Genomic DNA, 16,895 nt, shown 5'->3' with positions numbered 1-16,895 from the left:
AGGAGACCCGCCGTGGCAACTTTCTATTTCGTGCAGGGCTTCCGACAAAAGGGCAGGAAACTAGAGCCCGATCAGCCGCAACAGCATAAGACCGCAGAAAAGGCAATTGCAGCAGCCGAGCGCATCGCCCCCTCACGTTTGGGCGTTTGGGCTTACTCAGCAGACATCGACGTCGAAGCTGACACCTATGATGAGCCAAAGCTGCTGTTCAGATCAGGGACATTACCACCCGGTCTCGCTGAGTAGGGCTTGATCGCCGGAGCCTCACTTATGATCGCTAATACGGGCAACGAGCGTGCAGCTTATAAGGCTAGCGTGGGCAAACGTGGTGAGCCGTCCCTTCAATCCGCGCTTGCACTTTACCTAGACGGCACCGGCCGCAACGGCGAATGCCTTGTTGCCGTCCTTGCCGGTTTGGTTTGCCATAGGCAAAACTACCCCTCGATGCGAATGTCTGTACGTGGCTGCCCCAGAAACCGATGGCGGACTGACGGTGCGAAACAGCTCATGGTCCCTGCAAGTACCCCTATCGTCCTTTTCTGCCGATCGCGCTCTGGGCGGCGTCGGCAGTGGGAGCAGCAGAACCGCTGATAAACAAGAACCCGGTGCTTCTCGCCAGTGCCGCCAGTCCCGTGGAATCGACGCCATAGGCTATCGAGTTCATGGCGCAGGAGAAGGCGGCGCTTGTAAACTGGCCGAGCAGGCTAGGGAGACGGGCATCGGTGCTTCGGCACCCTGATAGATCGACGGAGATCGCCCAGGAGCCAATCTCCCCCACAGCAGCTAGATGTCGAGTGTCTAAGGGGAGCTGCACCACAACTCTCTTAGTATACCGAGAGATTAGAACAACCGCTCTCGATAGCTCCGGTGCTGTCCACCCTATCGGTAGACCGGATATCTCGATCATCAACAGCTTCCGGTACTGTTCTGGCATAGCCGACAGCAGGGAAAGATAGTGATCGCCTGAGGCACCGCTTAGTAGCGTCGAGAGGTTGACGGGGACGAGTGCAAGAGGTGCGCCTCCGGTTCGGAGCTGCCCCCCTGAACAAGCGATCGCCTTTTTTAGCAGCAAAGCATCGAATTCGGATCGGGATACCGCGCAAGTCCCTTGGTTCTGCATGCCGCCAAGGCCGGCGAATTGTTCCTGAGGTGCATCACCGTCCAGAGTGCAACGACTGAATACCACGATGTTCTTTCGACTGTGTACGACAGGCGAATAAAGCACCCTTCTAGCGTTCAGCTTGGCTGTTCTCTCCTCCTCAGCAGCGCGCTGGACCTCTTGCTCCACGCGAACGAGATGGCCAATGAGGGCTTCAGCTGGAGCATCCTGCTCCTTGAGTTCTTCCACATCGTAGTCCGCAACAAAACCCGTCAACCCTACCGGAGTGTCGGAATGGTGCCTTGTCGCCGCGGCCTTGAAGGCCCTGAAGATCTGATCTGACTGGGTTTGTGTTGTGGAGGGTTCGCTGCTGCTGAATAGAACGACGTACTGTCCTTCTGCCGCCTTCTCCATGACGTCGCCAGGGCGTAGCTTCCTGGATATCTCGTGCTCAAGTGTAATCGAGAGGATCGGAACAATCTGGCGCCACTCTTCGAACTCGGTTTCGCGAGGTACAAGTACGAAACTGCCGGCGCGTCCTTTTGGTCGGATCTCCAGAGCCGCAGTGAATCGATCGATCAGCGGGGCGGCTTCGTGGATCTGGCCACCGGTCCGACTGGCTCCTGCAACGCGCGGCGCTGGCTGGAGCGCGGTCTCTTCCCGCCTCAGCAGTCCGAGTATGTTCGGTAGTGCCAGTTCACCCTCCCCAGCAGCTTCTCCTGATTGCCGAGGCAGTTAATGCCACGGTGGTTGTTATTATAGCGTTTCCAACGATCATGCGATCTGATGCGCTTTGCACTGGGCTAACCAACTAGGCACAGGGACAATGCCGTCTTTCTTGATTAACGGTCCTATTCAGAGCGTTCGCAGTAACGCCGCAAACGGTAAAACGCGGTGCGTCTTTGGGAACAGGTGGCGCTGCAGAACTCGGCAACAGGAACAGTATTTAAGTGGGTCTCGGTCCCGAGAGACATAGCGGGGCAAGCTCCTTCCGAGCAGTTTGTGATCAGCCAGACTGCTCCGTCTCCCCGTTGCCGGTGGGGTCGGCAGGGACGCCAGATTCTGCCATGAAAACACCCCAACTGGGGCAGCAACCAGCTTGTAGAGGCGCCGTTATGTGGCTCTGCCGGGGGGCAGATCATCTCTCCGAGGAGACCACTATGAAGACCTTCACCAAGCTTTTCGCCGCAACGGCACTTCTGGCTTCTGCCTCTACCGCAACTCTGGCGCAAGGCAACTCTGGTGCTGCACTGGATGCCGCAGGCAGCGTCTCCGTTGACGCCGGGAGCACCAGCGTCGATGCAGGAGTTGGAGGCAGCGCAAACGCGAGTGCAAACAGCAATTCGGGTGGCAATAGCGACGCCAACAGCAATGCAGGCGGGAACGCCGGTGGCTCGTCAAATGCTAGCGCCAGCAGCAACGCAGGCGGCAACGGCAATGGCGCCCTGAACGCGGCGACGAACAGCAATGCGGGTGGAAATGCCGCGGCCGAGGCATCGTCGGACATGATCAATTACGGTCAGATCATCTCCGAGCTGCGCACCTCTTCGGTCACCGCTGCAGACATTGAGTCCATCGAGGCTGATGCCGAGGTCACCATCGTAACCTTGTCGGAACTTCGCGGAAATGCGGCTGAGAACGCCAGTGCACTCGATCAGGCCGTGAGCGTACAGGCCACCACGACTACAGAGATCCAGGCCGCTATCGAAGCCAATTCAACTCTTGCCGCAGAACTCGACGAGGCCGGGTACACCGTCGACCAGGTTGTTGCTGTCACCACGTCAGCCGAAGGTGACATCACACTCGTAGTCGATGCGTCTGCATAGTCGACCTATAAGCGTCGATGACGGCCCCCATCGGGGGCCGTTTTGTTTGTCCGGCGCGACCCTGGAACAGGAGAGGTCGCGACCAGCTGAGAGCCAAGCTTGCAAGTCTCTGAAAGGTTGTGAGCCAACCAGGCGACAGCACGACTGGCTTCCGGGAACTAATGGACCAACGCCTACTGGCCACCTGCGCGAAGGCGAAGGACCTCGGTACCACGATCTACATCATCGGGCTCTCGGTCCCGAGCATGTCGACCGAGGACGTACTTAAGAGCTCGAACGGTCTAGGTTACAGGTTCATGCCGAATAACCCCAACGCCGTTGGATGAAATTTTGGAGCAAATCGCCAATCAGCTCTCCAAGCTTCGGCTGTCTCTGTGAGCGGTGATTTCTTGCCGGTTGCCTTTGGCAGTCTCCTTTGTGGCAGAGCCACCGGACGGGAGCAGTGTATCTTCAGCCATTCAAGGGCCAGGGGGAGACGGTCCTAAACCCACCCGCAACACGCCTCTACTCCGCTACAACTCCCCAGCCTGAGTCCGCCGGACAAACTCGCCGATAACCACCCGGACCCTGGGAAGCAATCTCCGCGTCGCCGGCCACAGAGCATTAAGGGGTGACTCCACTCGACAACGATCCGGCAGCACTACCGTCCATCGCCTGCAGCATGGAGCGCCAGGCTGCTGCCGTGCGGTCTACGTAATCGGCCCACTCGTCGCTCATTTCGTGCGTGATGGTGACGGCGCATCCCGCCCCGGCCGGAGTGATTTCGATAGTGACGTCCGAATTGTCTTCCTGCTCTTCCTCGGGCGAGACGAACCAGCTGAAGACAATATGCTTGGGACGCTCGAGCGCCTTATAGTAACCCCACGCTGCCGATCCTTCCCGAGTATCGGCGAAGAAGAATCGTCCGCCGACGGCGGCACTCACCTCGATACGCGCGAGCGCGGCTGCCGGATCCTGCTCTTTGAGGTGCTCGGCCATCCACCGCGTCAGCAGGGCCGGATCGGTCCAGGCCTGATATACCTCATCGGCGCTCAGTCTCCCGAAGTCATGCTGCGCAATGGCTACGACGCGCCCAGTCACTTGTAGAACCCTGCCCGCAGGTTGATGCCGTGCTCCACAAAGACCTTTAGCGCGCACAGCATCCCGGTCCAGCCCTCGCAATTGCCAAAGGCTGCCTTTTGCCCCGCCGGTCCGTCGCGAAAACCTTCTTCGGCGATAGCGACCAGGGTGCGGCCGTCATCGAGCGCCTCAAAGGTCATGGTCACCGTGGTTTCGTATTGCCTCCCGTCGTCGGGTCCGTCCGCGGCGCCCCAGCGCAGAACGATCTTCTTGTCCTGCTCCACCTCGATCACTTGGACGGGAAAGGCTCCGGGAAAATCATGGAAGTCCCAGGTTACCGTCGCCCCGGTTTCGAGCCGGCCCTGGGCGCCTCCGGTCGTGAAATACCCTGAAAGTTGCTTTGGCTCGACCACAGCCTCGAATACGTCGCGGACTGGCTTGGCGATGCGCCCGCTGACCCTGAATTCGTACGCCACTGCCCACCTCCTGCTTGACGGGCAGAAGCATATGTTATAGAAATATAACATGTCAACCGAAGACGAAAACGACCTGATCTTCAGGGCGCTCAGCCACCGGGTGAGGCGCCGGATTATCGACCTGTTGAAAGTGGAGCCGCTGACGACCGGCACGCTCTGCGCGCAGATGCCAGAGCTGGACCGCTGCACCGTCATGCAGCATCTCGGCGTGCTCGAGGAGGTGGGCCTGGTGGTGGCGGAGCGGCGTGGCCGCGAGCGCTGGAACCATCTCGACGCCCTGCCGATCCATGCCATTCATGAGCGCTGGATCGGCCCCTATGCTGCCTATGCCGTCAGCATGCTGAGCCGCCTTAGGCAGCAGGTCGAAGCCTGACCATGGATAGCTCCCTGGAGCAGATCGCGTAGGCGCTGTGTGGTTAGAGTCGAATCAAGCACTCGAACAATGCTCTTACCCGTGCTGTTCGCCTGAGTTCCCTGGGGGCGAGGAGCCACACATCGAGAGAGAAAGCCGGTTCATCGGAGAGCCTACGGAGACCAGCCTCTTGCTCGCCGATTACCGCTGGCAGCATGCCCGCTCCCATTCCCTGCTGAACGGCACGCAGCATCATCAATGGGGTGCCAACAAACGTGGAGGCTAACGCTCCACCAGCATTCCGGCGCATCCAGTCTTCGGCACGAGACGCGCAGGGGTGACTGGAGTAGTCGAGCCAAGGTAGACATGAGAGCTGAACGCCTGGCTTGAATTTATTTGCAGCATAGGCGTGAAACTCGAGCCGCTCCAGGACTCTCCCGTAGAGGTAGTCTTCGGGCGCGTTGGTGAGCCTCAGAGCAATCTGAGCCTCCCTGCGGGACAGACTTTTCACGTCCACATCAGTGGAGATCAGGAATTCCACTCCCGGGTAGCGCTCCTTGAATTCAGCGAAACTTGGCATGTAGCGCTGCGCCAGCAGGTCAACGGTGGTTAGCTCATCGCGTCCGGAGAGACGGTCATCGTGACCAGAAATCCCTCTTTCCAGCGCAGCAAGCTCCTGCTCCATCCGTTCTGCCACGTCGGCAGCTCGCTCTCCCGCCTCACTCAGGCGAACTTTGTCACCAACCCGTTCCACCAAACTCGAGCCAAAGTGCTCCTCCATGTCCCGTATTTCCGTGACACGGTGGTGTGGGCAATTCCAAGACGCTGCCCAACCTGGCTAAAGGTTGATGCGGTTCTGAACTCAGCTAGGAGCGAGAGATCGAGCCGAAGTGGATTCTTGTGCAAATCTGCTCACCCGATGTGCGTACATGGCAATTGCTGTAGCAAGATTGCACATCCATGTTCCTGGTGTCGATGGCTCAGGAGAACGAAGAAGTGGCTCAGGCTTCACTTGTCACCAGCAGGAACTGCAGCTCGGATGAGCGGTACCAATACGATACTTTCACAACAGGACTGATCCTGCAGGACATGGCCTTCAAGAGATCTGATCCAGGTCCGGGTGACATGGTGCCCGCGTTCGATCTTCCAATTATCGGAGGGGGACGCTTCCGGAGCGTGGAACTGGGAAGTACGCCCGTCCTGATGGTCTTTGGTTCGCTGACATGTCCCGTCACCGAGAGCTCCGGGCCAGTTCTAAACAAGCTGTACAAGAGCTTCGGAGACCACGTCCGGTTCGTCGTGGTGAACACCCGCGAGGCTCACCCGGGCGAGCTCATCCCGCAGCCGAAAACCTTCCCGGAAAAGAAACGGCATGCTGAACGCCTGAAGAAGCACCACGGTTTTCATTTCGAGGCGGCCGTCGATGATCTTGACGGCACCCTCCACAGAGCCCTGGGACCAAAGCCGAACTCCGCCTACCTTCTCAGCCCCGAAGGTCGGATCCTGTTTCGCGCTCACTGGGCAAATGACGCCGGCGGGTTGAAGCGGGCGATTGCTAGGGTGATAGCTGGACGCGCTATCGTCAAAGGCAAGAGCTCAGCCATGCTCTGGCCATTGCTGAAGGCAATCGGTCATTTACCGGGTGTGATTCGGAGTGGCGGGCGGAAAGTGGCTCATGACGTCTGGCGGGCGGTGCCGCCATTCGGGGTCATGGCAGGTGCTAGCAAGCTATTTCCGTTCCTACCAAAGGATTACCGAGGGGCTGCCGCCACTCTCTTACTGGGCGGCTTGGCGGCTGGAACAGTTGGTTATCTTGCCACCGCATTCTGAGTATCGGGAGCGGCCCTCTGGTCCATTCCGATGGGTACCTCTCATACTGTTGCTTCAGGCAATGTCCGGTTTTTGGCCGGGCGTTCTGGAAGCTGACCATCCGCTTACCACCCCGTTGCAGCCTTTTCGTTAAAGAGGTGAAGCCCGCGATCCGGACCAGGGGCGCTGGCCGGGATAGAAGACAAGGCTTTCTAGAACTCGCTCCAGTCGTCCTGCTTAAGCGCCGCATTGCCATTAGTCAGATAGGCCTGGGCGGCCGACTTGACCTTCGACTGCAGCGCCTTGATCCCAGCGCCCTTGGCCGGTTCCACGCGCGAAGCAGGGGCCACGGCGCGCTTCGGCGCCGCATCATCAAGTTTGAAGGCGTCTATCACGCGGTCGAGCTCGCTGGCTTGGCCTTCGGTCTGCTCGATTGCGGCATTGGTCTCCTCCACCAGGGCCGCGTTGTGCTGGGTCATCTCGTCCAGCGTACGCACCGCGGTGGTGACTTCCCCGATGGCCGAGGACTGCTCGGCACTGGCAGCGGAGATATCCTTCATCAGGCGGCTGTTCTCCTGGACCGCCTCAAGGATCGCCGCGAGCTTGCCGGCTGCGCTGTCGACCAGCTTGCTGCCGCCGCTGACTTCGGTCGCGCTTTGCTCAATCAGCTGCTTGACCTCCGATGAGGCCTGGGCGGCCGACTGGGCGAGACGGCGCACTTCAATGGCGACGACCGCAAATCCCTTACCCGCTTCACCGGCGCGCGCGGCCTCAACCGAGGCATTGAGTGCCAGGAGATTGGTCTGGAAGGCGATGTCGTCGATCATGCCGATGATGTTGGAGATCTTGGCCGAGGACGTGGTGATGCGCTCCATGGCCAACGTCGCCTGGCTCATGACCTCGCCGCCTTCGCCCGCCAGCTGGGCGGCAGACTGGATGCCCCGGGCGGCTTCGCCAGCCTTGCGTGCATTGTCACCCACGGTGTTGGCCAGCTGCTCCATGGCCGCGGAGGTTTCCTCGATGGTCGCGGCCTGCTTGGCCGTGCGCTCGGAGAGATCATTGGCGCCCGCCAGGATTTCGCCGGTGGCAGATTTAAGCGCGCGCGAGGTGCTGCGCAACTGGGTGACGATCGAGGTGAGGTTGTCAGCCACGGCATTGGTGTCCGTCTTGAGCTGTGCCAAGGCGCCCTGGTAGTCACCCTTGACGCGCTGCGTGAGATCGGTACGGGCGAGAGCGCCCAGTACCTGGCCGGTCTCCGAGATGCTCTTGTCGACCACCGTGACGAGCTCGTTGACGCCTTCGGCCAACGTGTTGAGCTCCTTGTCGGGGAAACTGGCCGGCACCCGGTGGGAGAAGTCACCCGCGACGGCGGCACCGACGACCCCACCGAAAGCTGCCTGAAGCTCGCCCATCATCTGGGCACGGGCTTCCTGGTCCTTGATGATACGGGCGGCTTCCGCCGCGGTCATTTCGGCGATGCGCAAGCCGTTCTCGCGGAACACCTCAACGGCCCGCGCCATTGCGCCGATCTCGTCACCCCGCGCCGTGCCTTCCACTTCAGTGTCGAGCTGGCCGCCGGCGATCTTGCCCATGATTTTGGTCAGTCCGGTAATCGGCCTGGTGATGGTTCTGGCGATCAGCGCGGCAACGGCGCCCACCACGAGCAGGATGACGCCGGCAATGCCAACCTCCTTTAGAGCTGAAGCGGCGTTCTCGGCGTAGATTTCGTCCATATAGACGCCGGTGCCGATCACCCAACCCCACTGGGAGAACCGCTCCACATAGCTGAGCTTGTCGACCGGATGGTCCTGCCCGACCTTGGGCCACTGGTAATCCACGAACCCGGAACCCTGGGCCTTGGCGATTTCCACCATGTCAACGAAGAGCCGCTTGCCGTTGGGATCTTCAAGTGCGAGCTGATTGGTGTTGTTCATCTCGGGCTTGATCGGGTGCATCAGCATCTGACCCGACAGATCGAGAACGAACATATACTCGCTTCCGCGATAGCGAATCTCGCTCAGCGCCTGGAGTGCCTTGGCCTTGGCTTCCTCTTCGCTGACCGTTCCCGAAGCCGCTTGTGCCTGCTGCGCCGCGACCAGTGCCATGGCCGCCTGGGTGATCGATGTCAGCTCGTGCTGGCGCATCTCGTGCCGGGTCTGAGCGACCTCCTTCACAGTCAGAAGTGCCGTTAAGGCAATGGCAGCACAAAACAGCCCTACCAGAAGGTAGATGCGGGTGGAGATCTTCAACTTCAGCATGGAATAACCTTAGCCCCAAAAGGGCGACTTCAATGGACCCCTCAAGGTCAACTGCAGGAGACGTCTGCCCCTCGGCCGACGCAGCGCCCGAGACCGGGCTTCTGCCTATTAAATACCGCAGAAAAAGTTAATCAGCGGGAAAGGACCGTTTCCCTTTGCGCAGCCAGGCGGTCACGGGCCGCGGCATAGTGGCCTGTGCCGTTCCCGTCATAAGCCGATGGCGGGAGGCGATCCCCTTTCCCGCAGTCCGGTAATGTAGAACTTAAGCCTGCAAGCGGACACGAAGCCAAGTCTTCATCCAGTGTGACATTTCACATACTCCGGTCCCACTCGGCCCCCGTTCCCCCTATTGCGGCAACCCAATTTCGTCCGGGGCGGGAGCGGTACGCGAACTCCGATGATGTCGGCCACACGGTGATCAGGCGACCGGCGGGGGTGCGGGAGATCCAGCTCTGGAAGGACGCGTTCTACGGGCCGCTGCCGGAGCGGGAACCCAAATCAGGTGCCATCGATTCAATGGCGCGACTGACCTCCTGATACAGTCCAACGGCTCCGATCCGCGCCCCCGGTCGGGGCCGTTCTCGTTGCGGAACAATGGAAAGGATCGGCTTTGAGCTCAGGGAAGACACGAGGCTGTCGAACGAGAAACGTTGGGTTGTTGTCGGACTGAAGGGTGGTCAGGGATCGCTACTTCTCGCTAAAGCCGTCGGGGAATAGCAGATCGCCGCCGTGGAGGAACAGGCAGGATCTTTCTCTTTCGGGCAACGGACCACTTCGCCCGTGAACATGCCGCTACTTGGCAGCGGGAGTTACTTTCCGCGAGCAACTAAGAATGGAGCCTTACAAAACCGGCGGCAACTTTGCTGCCACTATCTGACAGGAGGAACGGGTAGCTCCATCGGCCTTCAACAATGGAGTTCCACAATGCCCAAAGGACATGTGTTTATCGGAACAAGCGTGGATGGCTTCATCGCGCGGCGGGATGGCGACATCGGCTGGCTGACGGGGTTCTCGAGCCTTGGTGAAGACCATGGTTATAATGCTCACATGGCCAAGCTTGACGGCATCGTCATGGGACGCGGAACATTCGAGTCTGTCAAAGACATCGAGCCGTGGTTCTATGAAAAGAAGGTGCTGGTGCTGAGCCGCACACTCGCAAACTCTGATGTTCCTCAGTCGCTTCGAAGCAAGGTGGAGATCATCAATGCTTCACCCGACGAAGCCACGAGGATTGCTGAGGAGCGTGGTTGGCGTGGCGTCTATATCGACGGCGGCGCCGTGATCCAGTCTTTCCTTCGGGCCGGACTGATCGATGACATGGTGATCAGCCGCGTCCCTGTTCTGATCGGGGAAGGGTTACCCTTGTTTGGCGCTCTCGATGCTGATGTCATGCTCGAACATGTCTCGACAACGAGCTTCCCGTCTGGCCTTGTGCAGTCGCACTATCGGATCAAGAGATGATCAAGGACCATTGCGGCGTGCGTAAGTGGCCAATGGAAGCTGATCATTAGCCGTCATTCGGCAACCATGCACTGGTCAGACATTGCAAAGTTGAGCCTCATGGGCTGGCCGAGGCCATCGCCGAGTACGACCGACTCCTCTTGGCCTATAATGAACTTGGATACGAGACGCTCGTCCTGCCGAAGGTTGCTGTTGTGGAGCGGGCGGACTTCGTGCTCAGCCATCTCAGTTAACGACCCCATCTTTGCCGTTCAGAGTGAAACTGCTGCCTGCTGAAACCGCCATTCAGCGGGGGTAAACGGACCAACATTCAGCAGTTGCTAGAGCGATCGGTCCCCCACGCCGATCTGCACGCCGCTGAGAAGCGGCTCTTCATACTGACTTCAGGAGAGGTTCTGCGGCGCCCAAGACCTGGTCCCGAGGATGTCCTTCGAGCGGGAGAATGGGACGAGGCGGCTCGAGTTTTCCAAACCCGAGCAGATCGAGGAGGACGTACATTACACGCAAGCTGCCGAACGACTTGAACGTTTCCCATAGTGGCTTGAGTTCAGCATCGATCGCACGCACCCGATCCACATCGCCCTCCTGCGCAGCTCGGGCCAGCGCCATAACTGGGCTTGGCATCAATCCGCCAAGAACACTGTAGAACGCGTCTGCGCCTGCCAGGAAGGCGTCGGCCATGCCCCAGTCACCACTATAGCCAATCGCCAACAGCGTTCGGCCACGCAGCATGGCGATTTCGCTGAGGAGGTCACCCTTTGCTGCCAATGGCATCTTCACCGCCCTGATACGGGGAACACTAGACAATCGCTCGAGCAGATCGATGCTGAAGCTGAAGTGGGTGGTGCTTGGATTGTTGTAGATGCACAACGGCAAGCCAGCGACCCCGACCACTGCGCGATAGTGCTCGTAGGCCTCTTCTTGCGTGAGTGGAGTGTAGGAAACCGGTGCCATCAGCAACGCATCGGCACCAGCGCCTTCCGCATCTCGCGCGAGGTCCTGAGCTTGATCAGTTCGAAGGGCGCCGATGCCCACCATCAGAGGCATGCGGCCGCCGATGCAATCCACTGCGGCCTCTACGGCCCGGCGGCGTTCGTCACGGCTCAGATAGGCATAGATGCCGGTCGAACCAAGCAAGCCAATGGAGTCCACGCCTGCAGCACAGAGCGCCTCCAGCAGCCGAGATAGAATCTCGGTGTTGACCCTCCCCTGACTATCTGTCGGTGTGACAGGGAAGGCGCAAAGACCACTAAACGGCAAAAGACTGGCCATGATCAGCTCGAGTGATTGAAGGCTTTGACGAGGAGCGAAGCGGCCAGGCTCATCATCACGATGCCGACTACCAAGTCCAGAGCCCGCCATGCGGAGGGACGGGCGAAGACAGGCTGCAGCAGACGGGCACCATAGCCAAGGGTGGCGAACCAAGTGAAGCTTGCCGCCGCCGCGCCCAGCGCGAATATCGGACGCAACTCTTCTGGCTGAGCCGATCCGGCCGTTCCCATGAGCAATACCGTGTCGAGGTAGACGTGTGGGTTCAGGAAGGTGAAGGCAGCGCCGGTGGTCAAGGCTTGCCCCAATGCCATGCCAGGACCCTCCGCTGCCGACATTGCATTGGGCGAAGCCATCCGGCGGAGAGCTGTGAGACCATACCAGAAGAGGAAAGCTGACCCGCCGACGGCAAGGAAGGTTGTCAGTTGGGGAGCAGCGGAGAGAAAGGCGCCAACGCCGCTGATGCCGGCAGCGATCAACAACGCGTCGGATAGACCGAAGAAGAGCACGATCGGGCCAACATGCTCGGCCCTTAGTCCTTGTCGGAGAACGAACAGGTTCTGCGCGCCGATGGCAATGATGAGGGCAGCGGATAGAGCAAAGCCCGAGAGGAACGGTGGCAGGAGGGTTGTCATAGCCGAGCTGATGACTCCAACCACGGCAGAAGTAAAACTTGAAAATCTTACCCCGATGAAGCTTAGCTTCATCTATGCTCGATTACCCCGCTCTCGCTGCCGTTGCCACCGTCATCAACGAAGGCACCTTTGAACGTGCTGCCACCGTCCTTGGCATCACCCCTTCTGCCGTGTCCCAACGTGTGCGTGGGCTTGAAGAGCGCCTTGGCACCGTTCTCATCATTCGAGGCCAGCCCTGCCGGCCCACCAAGATGGGCCGAACACTTACGGCTCACTTTGACCGAGTACGCTTGCTTGAAACCGAGCTCGGGCCAGACCTGATGCCGGATAGAGAAGAGCAACGACGCCATCCCCTCAAGGTGGCAGTGAACTCGGATAGCTTGGCAACATGGTTTCCTGAGGCGGCGAGAGCATTTGGACACGCGGCAGGTACTCCGCTCGACCTCGTACTTGATGACGAGGCGCACACAGCCGAGCGTCTCCGCTCAGGCGAGGTGGTAGCAGCGGTCACTGCCGAGACCGGGGAGGTGCAGGGATGTCGCAAGATCCCGCTCGGCTCCTTGCCCTATGCGGCTTGCGCCAGCCCTGCCTTCGTCGCCCGCTTCTTCCCACACGGGGTAAATGCACAACGACTTGCCGAGGCACCCTGCTTACGGTTCGATCAACGAGACAGCCTTCAGGCGCGGTGGGTCCGGAACACGTTCAGCATCGAACTCGACGCCCCCATTTATTCCGTCCCATCAACCCAAGCCTTCATTGATCTAGCGGGCGCCGGGCTGGCCTGGGGTATGCAGCCCCTTATATTGGCCGAACCACACCTTGCCGCCGGCACGCTCGTGGAGTTGCTGCCTGACACTCGGATGGCTGTGGCGTTGAACTGGATCGTCGCTCGCCTGCCGGTGAAATCGCTGGACCGCTTGACTGATGCTGTCCGCTCAACAGCAAGCCTTGCGCTGCAATGACCGAACTCCGCTTCATGCTGGGAAGCCCTAAAGCCGACGCTGCGCTTTGCACCCCGAACAAGCCGCCGCAGATGCATCGCGGTGGTGCCAGGTTCCAAGAGCAGCAACAGTGTCCTTCCCGGTGCTTGCAGGCCTCCGCAGGTTACCCCGACAGCAGACATCGAATGCGAGATACCAATGAACCTGCGACACGTTGTGCTTTCCGGCTGTTCAGGTGGCGGGAAGTCGACTCTCCTCTCAGAGCTGGAGCGAAGGGATTTCCCTGTCGTACCTGAGCCTGGCCGCAGGATTGTGGAGGAGGAGCAACGCGGCGATGGACTTGCGCTGCCTTGGGTCGACCTTTCCGCCTTCGCCAAGCGAGCTCTCGATCTCGCGTCCGAGGACCAGAGACGCATGGTGGACGAAGCAGGTTGGGTCTTCTTCGACCGAGGCTTGGTGGACGCGGCGGTGGCGCTTGAGCATGCGACAGGAAGGTCCGCCGAGAATTTATTGGAGCCCTATGACCGCTACCATCGGAGCGTTTTTCTGGCGCCTCCTTGGCCAGAGATTTACGTGACCGACGAGCAGCGGCAACACAGTCTGGCCGAGGCAGTCGCAGAGTACGACCGGCTACTTATCGCGTACCGCGAGCTTGGGTACGAAACCTTCATCCTACCGAAGGTCGGGGTAGCAGAGCGAGCGGATATCGTCCTGGGCCATCTCAGCTAACGACCCCCTTGCGGTCTCTGAGATCAATCTCGAGACAGTCTGAAAGGAGACATCTACTCGGCGTCTATAAGCGCACTCATCGACCTCCGGACAACACGTCTTTGCCTCTAATGTGACAAGGGCGCAGGGCAAACCCAGGTGCGAGCTACTCGATCAGTTTGCTAGCGGCAAGCCCGTCCGTTCGCATCGAACAGGATCGCGTCGCCAGGAGCGAAGCCGAAGGTGATTGCTTCACCCTGCCGAAGCGGCTGATCGCCGTCTAGGACGGCAAGGATACTGGCACCTGACGGTAGCTCGACGCTGACATTGGTTTCGCTGCCGAGCCTTTCGACCAGAACGACCGTGCCGACTAGAGATCCGTTATCGCGCAGTGCCAAAACTTGAGGCCTGACGCCGATGGTAATTGCATCGCCAACGCGGAGCTCTGCGCTCCCAGCAGGAACTTCGATCAACGCGACGTCCTGGCCGGAGACGGTTACACTGTTCGAACCGACAGCATCGATCTTGGCGTTGAGGAGGTTCATCTTCGGCGATCCAATGAAGCCGGCAACAAAAAGGTTGGCGGGCCGCTGGTAGAGCTCAATGGGCGAGCCAACCTGCTGCACAACCCCACCGTTCAGCACGACGATTTTGTCGGCCAGCGTCATAGCCTCAACTTGGTCGTGTGTGACGTAAATCATCGTCGCGCCGAGATCTTGATGCAGCTTGGCAATTTCCATACGCGTGTCGACCCGCAGCGCGGCGTCTAAGTTGGAGAGCGGCTCATCGAACAGGAAGACTTCCGGCTGCCGCACGATGGCGCGGCCGATAGCCACGCGCTGCCGCTGACCGCCCGAAAGTTGCCCAGGCTTGCGCTGGAGCAGGTCCTCCATTTTGAGAATGCGTGCCGCTTCACGGATCTTGGTGTCCCGCACCTCCTTGGGTGTTCTGGCGAGTTTAAGACCGAAACCGATGTTGTCGTAGACAGTCATGTGCGGATAAAGCGCATAGTTCTGGAACACCATGGCAATCCCGCGGTCGCGCGGCTCGACGGCATTGCAGAGTTTCTCACCGATCCACAGCTCGCCGCCGGTGATATCTTCAAGCCCTGCGATCATGCGCAGGAGCGTGGACTTGCCGCAGCCAGATGGCCCGACAAAGACGACGAACTCGCCATGGGAGACATTTAGGTCGACGCCCTTGATGACCTCCACCTCTCCGTAGCTCTTGCGCAGTTCTTTGAGTTCAAGTCCGGCCATGGAATTATCCTTTGACGGCGCCAGCGGTCATTCCTGCGACGATCTGCCGGTTGAAGAACAGGAAAACGAGAAGCGGCGGAATGGTGATCAGCAGGATGTTGGTGAAGAGCAAATTGTAGGACGTGTTGAACTGGCTCTGGAAGTTGTAGAGCGTCAGCTGCACCGTCGCATTCTGATTGCCTGGCAGGTAGTAGAGCGGGTTCGTGAAATCATTGAAGATGCTGACGGACTGCACCACGATGTTGGTCACCGTCACCGGCCACAGTAGCGGCAGTATCACCCGGAAGAATACATCCAGCGGACGGGCACCATCGATGATCGCCGCCTCGTCGAGCTCTTTTGGGATGGTCGCGACAAACGCGCGGTAGAGGATGATCGAGAACGGCAGATTGTACGCGACTTCGATCAAGATCATACCATGGAGCGTACCAAAGATCTTGAGCTCCTGGAGCAGCCAGATCGTGGGCACCACCGCAGGCGGGATCATCAAGCCGGCTAGGATCAGGAACTCGATCAACGGATTCCAACGCGTTTTACGGCGCGACAGGACAAATCCGACCATGGCGGCAAAAACCACCAGCAAGGTCACGCTCGCGACTGTCAGGATCGAGGAATTGACGAAGGCCGTGACCAGCATCCAGTTTCGGGTGGTGACCACTTCGACCACGTTCTCCCAGAGGTGGAAGCTAGTAGGCCAGGTAAAATCGAGCCGAGCGGACTGCCGTTGGTCCTTTAGTGCTTGGAGTGCAATGAAGACAAAGGGAACCACAAAGATGAGGATGGCAAAAACCAGGGCGAAAACGCCACCAACGACCGAACCGCGCGATTTCACTGGTGGCCCTCCCGGCGATTGAGAAACATGGTGAGCGGCACCACCAAAATGGCGATCAACACGAACAGCACCACGTTGCCTGCGGTCGATAGGCCGAAGAAGCCCGACTGATACTGCTTGTAGATGACCGATGCGATCGTATCGGAGGCAAAACCTGGGCCACCCCGCGTCATGGCCCAAATCAGATCGAATGTGCGAAGGCCGCCAATGAAGCTCAGGATAATGACCGTCGCCGTCGCCGGACGGGCGAGCGGCAGCGTGATATACAAGAAGTTCTGGAGCTTGGTCGCGCCATCAATCCGCGCCGCTTCGTAATAGTCAGCCGGAATGGCGACAATGCCGGCGATGTAAATGACGGTGGCGAGCCCCACGCCTTTCCAAACGTCCACCATGGCAACCGATAGCAGTGCCAGGTTCGGGTCCGTGAGCCAGCCCGGACCATTGATCCCGAGCAAGGCCAGACCTTCATTGATCATGCCATTGGTGGGGTGCATCAGCGCGGTGAACGTGATGCCGACGCCGATCGTGGATACAAGCACGGGGAAGAATACGAGAGATCGGAGGACGCCGCGCGCGATGATGTTGCTGGTCAGCAAAACTGCCAGGAGCAGCCCAAGCACCACCTTGAGACTTGAGGTGACCCCAGCATAAATCACCGTGTTGATGAGCCCCTGAACCAAGAAGGGTTCACGGAAGAACTGCACAAAGTTGTCGAACCCGATGAAAGTGGAGCTGAACAGGCTCCAGCGGGTCAGACTGAAATACAGTGAAGCGAAGGTCGGCGTCAGGAACAGCACCGTGTAAATCACCGCCGCCGGGAGAAAAAACCAGCCGGGGTAAGGTGATCGTCGTTGAGGTGCTGAGGACATGGACGTGGACGCTGCCATCACGGTTCCCATCGGTGGCGGTAT

General features: G+C 59.4%; 17 protein-coding genes. 7 read left to right on the top strand and 10 right to left on the bottom strand.

Annotated features, from left to right (window positions below):
- Window positions 1–12 precede the first annotated feature (12 nt).
- Window positions 13–246 (top strand): hypothetical protein, encoded by a 234-nt coding sequence (locus tag QOV41_RS03710; protein WP_284579613.1) that lies wholly within the window; start codon window positions 13–15, stop codon window positions 244–246.
- 280 nt (window positions 247–526) lie between these two features.
- On the opposite strand, the gene QOV41_RS03705 is transcribed toward QOV41_RS03710, so the two are convergent.
- Window positions 527–1,513 carry a hypothetical protein gene (locus tag QOV41_RS03705; RefSeq protein ID WP_284579612.1) on the bottom strand — a complete coding sequence of 329 codons (987 nt, stop codon included), beginning with the start codon at window positions 1,511–1,513 and terminating at the stop codon, window positions 527–529.
- Between the two features lie 746 nt (window positions 1,514–2,259).
- Between QOV41_RS03705 and QOV41_RS03700 the strand changes: the two genes are divergently transcribed.
- Complete coding sequence (locus tag QOV41_RS03700; protein ID WP_284579611.1) at window positions 2,260–2,925, top strand: hypothetical protein; 666 nt, start codon at window positions 2,260–2,262, stop codon at window positions 2,923–2,925.
- A 603-nt stretch (window positions 2,926–3,528) separates the two neighbouring features.
- Here QOV41_RS03700 and QOV41_RS03695 read toward each other — a convergent pair.
- Both QOV41_RS03695 and QOV41_RS03690 read right to left on the bottom strand, forming a co-directional pair.
- Window positions 3,529–4,005 (bottom strand): SRPBCC family protein, encoded by a 477-nt coding sequence (locus tag QOV41_RS03695; RefSeq protein ID WP_284579610.1) that lies wholly within the window; start codon window positions 4,003–4,005, stop codon window positions 3,529–3,531.
- Window positions 4,002–4,460 (bottom strand): SRPBCC family protein, encoded by a 459-nt coding sequence (locus tag QOV41_RS03690; RefSeq protein ID WP_284579609.1) that lies wholly within the window; start codon window positions 4,458–4,460, stop codon window positions 4,002–4,004. Before QOV41_RS03690 ends, QOV41_RS03695 begins: the two co-directional genes overlap by 4 nt.
- 49 nt (window positions 4,461–4,509) lie before the next feature.
- On the opposite strand from QOV41_RS03690, the gene QOV41_RS03685 reads away from it, so the two are divergent.
- Window positions 4,510–4,833: an ArsR/SmtB family transcription factor gene (locus QOV41_RS03685; RefSeq protein ID WP_284579608.1), complete on the top strand. Its 324-nt coding sequence runs from the start codon at window positions 4,510–4,512 to the stop codon at window positions 4,831–4,833.
- Window positions 4,834–4,876: 43 nt separating this feature from the next.
- On the opposite strand, the gene QOV41_RS03680 is transcribed toward QOV41_RS03685, so the two are convergent.
- A complete protein-coding gene (locus QOV41_RS03680) occupies window positions 4,877–5,593 on the bottom strand; it encodes a LysR family transcriptional regulator (protein ID WP_284579606.1) in 717 nt (238 codons plus the stop codon).
- A 179-nt stretch (window positions 5,594–5,772) separates the two neighbouring features.
- On the opposite strand from QOV41_RS03680, the gene QOV41_RS03675 reads away from it, so the two are divergent.
- Entirely contained in the window at window positions 5,773–6,642 is an 870-nt protein-coding gene (locus QOV41_RS03675; protein ID WP_284579604.1) for a TlpA family protein disulfide reductase, read from the top strand.
- A 191-nt stretch (window positions 6,643–6,833) separates the two neighbouring features.
- Here QOV41_RS03675 and QOV41_RS03670 read toward each other — a convergent pair whose 3' ends face one another.
- Window positions 6,834–8,879, bottom strand: coding sequence for a methyl-accepting chemotaxis protein (locus tag QOV41_RS03670; RefSeq protein ID WP_284579602.1), 2,046 nt, complete (start codon window positions 8,877–8,879; stop codon window positions 6,834–6,836).
- 924 nt (window positions 8,880–9,803) lie between these two features.
- Here QOV41_RS03670 and QOV41_RS03665 point away from each other — a divergent pair.
- Entirely contained in the window at window positions 9,804–10,340 is a 537-nt protein-coding gene (locus QOV41_RS03665; protein WP_284579600.1) for a dihydrofolate reductase family protein, read from the top strand.
- A 372-nt stretch (window positions 10,341–10,712) separates the two neighbouring features.
- Here the strand turns inward: QOV41_RS03665 and QOV41_RS03660 are convergent, their stop codons facing one another.
- Both QOV41_RS03660 and QOV41_RS03655 read right to left on the bottom strand, forming a co-directional pair.
- Window positions 10,713–11,612 carry a dihydrodipicolinate synthase family protein gene (locus QOV41_RS03660; protein WP_284579598.1) on the bottom strand — a complete coding sequence of 300 codons (900 nt, stop codon included), beginning with the start codon at window positions 11,610–11,612 and terminating at the stop codon, window positions 10,713–10,715.
- 2 nt (window positions 11,613–11,614) lie between these two features.
- Entirely contained in the window at window positions 11,615–12,244 is a 630-nt protein-coding gene (locus tag QOV41_RS03655; protein ID WP_284579597.1) for a LysE/ArgO family amino acid transporter, read from the bottom strand.
- A 74-nt stretch (window positions 12,245–12,318) separates the two neighbouring features.
- Here QOV41_RS03655 and QOV41_RS03650 point away from each other — a divergent pair, with 74 nt between their 5' ends.
- Both QOV41_RS03650 and QOV41_RS03645 read left to right on the top strand, forming a co-directional pair.
- Entirely contained in the window at window positions 12,319–13,206 is an 888-nt protein-coding gene (locus tag QOV41_RS03650; protein WP_284579596.1) for a LysR family transcriptional regulator ArgP, read from the top strand.
- 177 nt (window positions 13,207–13,383) lie between these two features.
- On the top strand, window positions 13,384–13,914 hold the full coding sequence (locus QOV41_RS03645; protein WP_284579594.1) for an AAA family ATPase: 531 nt from the start codon (window positions 13,384–13,386) through the stop codon (window positions 13,912–13,914).
- 161 nt (window positions 13,915–14,075) lie between these two features.
- Here QOV41_RS03645 and QOV41_RS03640 read toward each other — a convergent pair whose 3' ends face one another.
- From QOV41_RS03640 to QOV41_RS03630, 3 genes are read right to left on the bottom strand one after another with little or no spacing between them, the layout of a single operon-like run.
- Window positions 14,076–15,152 (bottom strand): ABC transporter ATP-binding protein, encoded by a 1,077-nt coding sequence (locus QOV41_RS03640; RefSeq protein WP_284579593.1) that lies wholly within the window; start codon window positions 15,150–15,152, stop codon window positions 14,076–14,078.
- Window positions 15,153–15,156: 4 nt separating this feature from the next.
- Window positions 15,157–15,984: a carbohydrate ABC transporter permease gene (locus QOV41_RS03635; protein ID WP_284579592.1), complete on the bottom strand. Its 828-nt coding sequence runs from the start codon at window positions 15,982–15,984 to the stop codon at window positions 15,157–15,159.
- Window positions 15,981–16,871, bottom strand: a complete 891-nt coding sequence (locus QOV41_RS03630) for a carbohydrate ABC transporter permease (RefSeq protein ID WP_284579590.1) — start codon at window positions 16,869–16,871, stop codon at window positions 15,981–15,983. The genes QOV41_RS03635 and QOV41_RS03630 overlap by 4 nt, the downstream gene beginning before the upstream one ends.
- Window positions 16,872–16,895 lie beyond the last annotated feature (24 nt).

This window comes from Devosia sp. RR2S18, from assembly GCF_030177755.1.
In the GTDB taxonomy this organism is placed as follows: Bacteria; Pseudomonadota; Alphaproteobacteria; order Rhizobiales; family Devosiaceae; genus Devosia; species Devosia rhizosphaerae.
Note: the sequence above shows the minus strand (reverse complement) of the source record. Positions and strands in the feature narration are given on the sequence as shown.

What these genes read in the sequence shown, in the direction of transcription:
- QOV41_RS03705 (WP_284579612.1), bottom strand. Translation starts at nt 1,513, where the DNA reads ATGGAGAAGGCGGCAGAAGGACAGTACGTCGTTCTATTCAGCAGCAGC.
- QOV41_RS03700 (WP_284579611.1), top strand. Translation starts at nt 2,260, where the DNA reads ATGAAGACCTTCACCAAGCTTTTCGCCGCAACGGCACTTCTGGCTTCT.
- QOV41_RS03685 (WP_284579608.1), top strand. Translation starts at nt 4,510, where the DNA reads ATGTCAACCGAAGACGAAAACGACCTGATCTTCAGGGCGCTCAGCCAC.
- QOV41_RS03680 (WP_284579606.1), bottom strand. Translation starts at nt 5,593, where the DNA reads ATGGAGGAGCACTTTGGCTCGAGTTTGGTGGAACGGGTTGGTGACAAA.
- QOV41_RS03675 (WP_284579604.1), top strand. Translation starts at nt 5,773, where the DNA reads ATGTTCCTGGTGTCGATGGCTCAGGAGAACGAAGAAGTGGCTCAGGCT.
- QOV41_RS03670 (WP_284579602.1), bottom strand. Translation starts at nt 8,879, where the DNA reads ATGCTGAAGTTGAAGATCTCCACCCGCATCTACCTTCTGGTAGGGCTG.
- QOV41_RS03665 (WP_284579600.1), top strand. Translation starts at nt 9,804, where the DNA reads ATGCCCAAAGGACATGTGTTTATCGGAACAAGCGTGGATGGCTTCATC.
- QOV41_RS03660 (WP_284579598.1), bottom strand. Translation starts at nt 11,612, where the DNA reads ATGGCCAGTCTTTTGCCGTTTAGTGGTCTTTGCGCCTTCCCTGTCACA.
- QOV41_RS03655 (WP_284579597.1), bottom strand. Translation starts at nt 12,244, where the DNA reads ATGACAACCCTCCTGCCACCGTTCCTCTCGGGCTTTGCTCTATCCGCT.
- QOV41_RS03650 (WP_284579596.1), top strand. Translation starts at nt 12,319, where the DNA reads ATGCTCGATTACCCCGCTCTCGCTGCCGTTGCCACCGTCATCAACGAA.
- QOV41_RS03645 (WP_284579594.1), top strand. Translation starts at nt 13,384, where the DNA reads ATGAACCTGCGACACGTTGTGCTTTCCGGCTGTTCAGGTGGCGGGAAG.
- QOV41_RS03640 (WP_284579593.1), bottom strand. Translation starts at nt 15,152, where the DNA reads ATGGCCGGACTTGAACTCAAAGAACTGCGCAAGAGCTACGGAGAGGTG.
- QOV41_RS03630 (WP_284579590.1), bottom strand. Translation starts at nt 16,871, where the DNA reads ATGGCAGCGTCCACGTCCATGTCCTCAGCACCTCAACGACGATCACCT.